Raw genomic sequence first — 4,082 nt, forward strand, 5'->3', positions numbered from 1 at the left:
GAGCGCGGCCAGCGCGCGGGCCGCCTCGGACTGGGACCAGCCCCGCCGGTCGCGCGCCGCCCGCAGCGCCGCGCCGGTACCGGGCCGGGCGGGGGAGGGCCGGTCGGCAGAGGGCGGTGGAGCGTGCACGCGACCGATTCTGTCGGTGCCCCGTCGTAGGGTCAACACCGTTGACGCAACCCGCGTCACCACCACCCCCGAAACTTCCGGAGCGTGCCCGTGGACCTCATCGACTACCTGGCGTGCGTGGGTCTGTCCGGCCTCAGCGGAGCGCTGGCCGGGCGGGCCGCGGTGCGGCGGATGCTGTGGCCCCGGCCGCCCCGCGGATCGGTGATGCGCAGCTGGCGCGGCCCGGGACACGGCGGTCCGCCACCGGGCGGGCCGCGACGGCGGAGACGGGCCGGCTGAGGTGCGCGGATCAGGCGAAGTCGCCGGCGGCGCGGCGCACCGAGCGCAGCAGCGCGGTCAGCTGCTCCTCCTCGGCCGGGTCCAGCCCGGACAGGCCGAAGTCGATGCCGGTCACCGCGGCCGTGGCCTTCTCCAGCCGGGCACGCCCCTCGGTGGTCAGCTCGACCAGGGTGGCGCGGCGGTCGGTGGGGTGCGGCACCCGCCGGACGAGGTCGTCGCCCTGCAGCCGGTCGACGATGTTGGTCACGCTCGTCGGGTGCAGCTGCAGGCGCTCGCCCATCACCCGCATCGGGAGGCTGCCGCGGCGCGCGAAGTCCAGCAGCACCAGGGCCTCGTAGCGGGCGAAGGTCAGCCCGTGCGGCCGCAGCGCCGTGTCGACGGCGGAGAGCAGGATCTGCTGCACCCGCATCACGCTGGTGACCGTCGCCATCGTGCGCGCGGGGCCGACCCGCTCCTCCCAGAGCTCGGCCGCACGCTGGATCGGGTCGAAGGGGAGCGACCCGCGGGATGCCATGGCCCGACGCTAGCAAGTGCCGTGACCGGATCCGTTCCGCACACCGGGCGTGGCACGGTGTCGGCATGCTCTTCGCCTTCAGCATCGCCCCGTCCGGATCGGACTCCGGGGACGGCAGCGTCGGTGCGGCCGTCGCCGAGGCCGTCCGGGTGGTCCGCGAGTCCGGCCTGCCGAACGAGACCACCTCGATGTTCACCACGATCGAGTCCGAGACCTGGGACGAGGGGATGGCGGTGGTCAAGCGCGCCGTCGAGGCCGTCAACGCCGTGTCGCCGCGGGTCAGCCTGGTCCTCAAGGCCGACATCCGGCCCGGGTACCAGGGGCAGCTGCAGGCCAAGGTGGAGCGGGTCGAGGAGCACCTGCGCGGGGGCGGCGCGTGAGCGCCCCGGCCGGACCGGGGGCCGGGGGACCCGGTCCGGCACGGGTCGTGCTGGTCCACGGCGCCTGGCACCGCGGGGTGTCGTGGGCGCCGGTGGCCGAGGCACTGGCGGCCCGGGGTGTGGCGGCGGTCGCGCCGGACCTCCCGTCCGACGAGCCGGGGGTCGGCCACGCCGAGCTCGTCGGCGCGGTCCTGTCCGGGGCCGGCGACGGGCCGGGCGGGCCCGGTCCCCGGGGCGACGGTCCGCCGGTCGTGCTGGTCGGCCACTCGCTCGGCGGCCTCGTGGCCACCGCGGCCGCCGACCGGATCGCCGACCGGGTCCGGGCGCTGGTCCTGGTCGCGGCGCTCGTCCCCGAGCCGGGTCGTCCCTACCGGGACCGGATGCGTGCCGAGCGCGACCTGATGGTCGCCGGCTACGACGCCGAGGTCCGTCGCGGCCCGGGGGTCAGCACGTACTGGCCGGACGCACGGGCGGTCGCCGACGGGCTCTACCGGGGCGTCGCCGACGAGCTCGACGCGGCGGGACGCGACGGGCGGGCCGTGGTCGCGGACGCGGCGGCGGAGCTGCGCCCGCAGGACTGGTCGCTGCTCGCCGAGCCGTGCCCGGTGTCGTCGTGGCCCGCGGTGCCGACGGTGTCGGTGGTGTGCGCGGAGGACCGGGTCGTCAGCCCCGTCGCGGGACGGCGGGAGGCGGACCGGGTCGGGGCGCGGCTCGTGGAGCTCGCGGGCGGGCACTTCCCGATGCTCACCCGGCCGGAGGAGACGGCGGAGCTGCTGGCCGGGCTCGCCGCGCCGGCCTGACGACGGGCCCCGCCGGCCGACGCGCACCGGGGCGGGGTCACCGGAGCGCCGGGGGCCGGGACGACGACGGCCGGTGACGGGAGACCCGTCACCGGCCGTCGGGCATCCGGACCGGGTCCGGAGGCCGTGTCGTCGTCGCGGCGTACCGCGAGGAGGGCCGTCGTCAGCCCGCCATGATCGTCGAGAAGTAGTACACGCCCGCGAGGATGCCGACGAAGCTGACGGTCATGCCGATCTGGGCGAGCTTGGCCATGCCCGGCTTGCGGTAGGCGAGGAAGCCGGCGACCAGGCCCGCGGCACCCAGGATCCAGGCGGCGATCGGGACGAGGAACGCGGCGATCGCGATGATGCCCAGCGCCAGCGACGCGTAGGCCAGGGTCGGCTTGTCGGTCGTCTGCATGTTGCTCATCGGGTTGGAGCCCTCCGTTGTGCGCCGGGGTGCCGGCGGTCGTTCTGTCGGGGAAGGGAACCGCGGGGTGGGGCAACCGGGGGAACGCCCCGCCGCGGTCACGCAGAGTCAACATCGAGTCCCTGCAGGGTGTTCAACGAGTGACGACGCCCGGTGTTGCTCCGCCGGTCCGGTGATCGTGGGAGCACCGTCGTCCTCGCCCGCGGTCGTGCGGCCCCGTACCGCGGGCCGGGCCCGGCGACCGAACGGCACAGGGGCGGCCGGCCGGGGAGCGTCGCCCGGGGGTGGGGAGGGAACGGCCCAAAAGCGGACAGGGCCCGAGTCGGCGAGGGGATGACGCCGACCGGCCGGGGCGCACCCGTCGCGCGGGGGCGCGTGTCACCGGGCGGGGCGTGTCACGCCGGACACACGGACGTGCCAGGATGGACGGCGTGTCTCGCCCAGATCCTCGTCAGGCGGCCCAGCGTGCGGCGATGTCCTCGGCCATGGCCGGGGCGGTCGACCTCTCCGGGCTGAAGGCCCGTGCCGATGCGGCGAATCGTCCCGCCCCGTCCGGCGGTGCCGCGGGTGGTCCACCCGCGACCGGCGGGGGCGAGGGCTCCTGGGTCGTCGACGCGACCGAGCAGGGCTTCCAGAACGAGGTCCTCGAGCCGTCGCTGCAGGTCCCGGTCGTCGTCGAGCTGTGGGCCAGCCGCTACCCGCGCGAGGAGCAGCTGTCGGCCGAGCTGGAGCGGCTCGCCTCGACCGGCGGCGGCGCCTGGCGCCTGGCCCGGGTCGACATCGACACCCAGCCCCGGGTCGCCCAGGCCTTCGGCGTGCAGCAGGTCCCGATGCTGGTCGTGCTCGTCGGCGGTCAGCCGGTCGACGCGGTCAACGGCGCGATCCCCGAGGACCGGGTGGCCGAATGGGTGACGTCCCTGCTCGACGCGCTGCGCGACCGGATGCCGGCCATCGCCGAGGGTGAGCGCCGGGCGGCCGCAGCCGGTTCGGACGAGCCCGTCGAGGAGCCCGAGGACCCGCGCTTCACCGCAGCCGAGGACGCCCTGGAACAGGGTGACTACGCCGCCGCCGAGGCCGCCTACACCGGGATCCTCGACTCCGAGCCCGCCAACGAGCAGGCGAAGGCGGCGCTGGCGCAGGTCCGCTTCCTCGCCCGTGCCGAGCAGGCCGACCCGTCGTCGATCGAGCGGGCCGACGCCGCGCCCGACGACGTCGACGCCCAGCTCGCCGCGGCCGACGCCGAGCTGGCCGCCGACCGGGTCGAGGCCGCCTTCACCCGGCTGGTCGGCACCGTCGCCCGGACCGGGGGCGAGGACCGTGACCGGGCTCGCGGGCACCTCGTCGGGCTCTTCGAGCTCTTCCCGGCCGACGACCCGCGGGTCGCCACGGCCCGGCGTGCGCTCGCCCGCGCCCTGTTCTGAGCCGGGTTCCTCCCCGATGACCCACCGGCCGCCGGTGGTCCGCCCGCGGACCCCGTGGCCGCCGGATCCGGCGCCCACGAGGACCGGGGCCGCATCGGCCGCGGCCGGCCAGCGGGCCACGCGGTGACCGCGGACCTCCGGTCGGGCCCC

At 76.7% G+C, this 4,082-nt stretch carries 5 protein-coding genes; 3 read left to right on the forward strand and 2 right to left on the reverse strand.

All coding sequences use genetic code 11. The annotated features are described in order from the left end of the window. Positions 1–418: 418 nt before the first annotated feature. Positions 419–922 (reverse strand): MarR family winged helix-turn-helix transcriptional regulator, encoded by a 504-nt coding sequence (locus tag NH602_RS28860; protein WP_073578491.1) that lies wholly within the window; start codon positions 920–922, stop codon positions 419–421. A gap of 65 nt (positions 923–987) precedes the next feature. Here NH602_RS28860 and NH602_RS28865 point away from each other — a divergent pair, with 65 nt between their 5' ends. Continuing rightward, positions 988–1,302, forward strand: a complete 315-nt coding sequence (locus NH602_RS28865) for a thiamine-binding protein (RefSeq protein ID WP_179761960.1) — start codon at positions 988–990, stop codon at positions 1,300–1,302. Continuing rightward, entirely contained in the window at positions 1,299–2,102 is an 804-nt protein-coding gene (locus NH602_RS28870) for an alpha/beta fold hydrolase (protein WP_073578489.1), read from the forward strand. Before NH602_RS28865 ends, NH602_RS28870 begins: the two co-directional genes overlap by 4 nt. 163 nt (positions 2,103–2,265) lie before the next feature. Here NH602_RS28870 and NH602_RS28875 read toward each other — a convergent pair whose 3' ends face one another. After that, positions 2,266–2,511: a hypothetical protein gene (locus tag NH602_RS28875; protein WP_073578488.1), complete on the reverse strand. Its 246-nt coding sequence runs from the start codon at positions 2,509–2,511 to the stop codon at positions 2,266–2,268. Positions 2,512–2,984: 473 nt separating this feature from the next. Between NH602_RS28875 and NH602_RS28880 the strand changes: the two genes are divergently transcribed. Beyond that, a complete protein-coding gene (locus NH602_RS28880; RefSeq protein ID WP_237453880.1) occupies positions 2,985–3,932 on the forward strand; it encodes a tetratricopeptide repeat protein in 948 nt (315 codons plus the stop codon). The last annotated feature ends 150 nt before the right edge of the window (positions 3,933–4,082 follow it).

The organism is Pseudonocardia sp. McavD-2-B, from assembly GCF_024124365.1.
GTDB lineage: Bacteria > Actinomycetota > Actinomycetes > Mycobacteriales > Pseudonocardiaceae > Pseudonocardia > Pseudonocardia alni.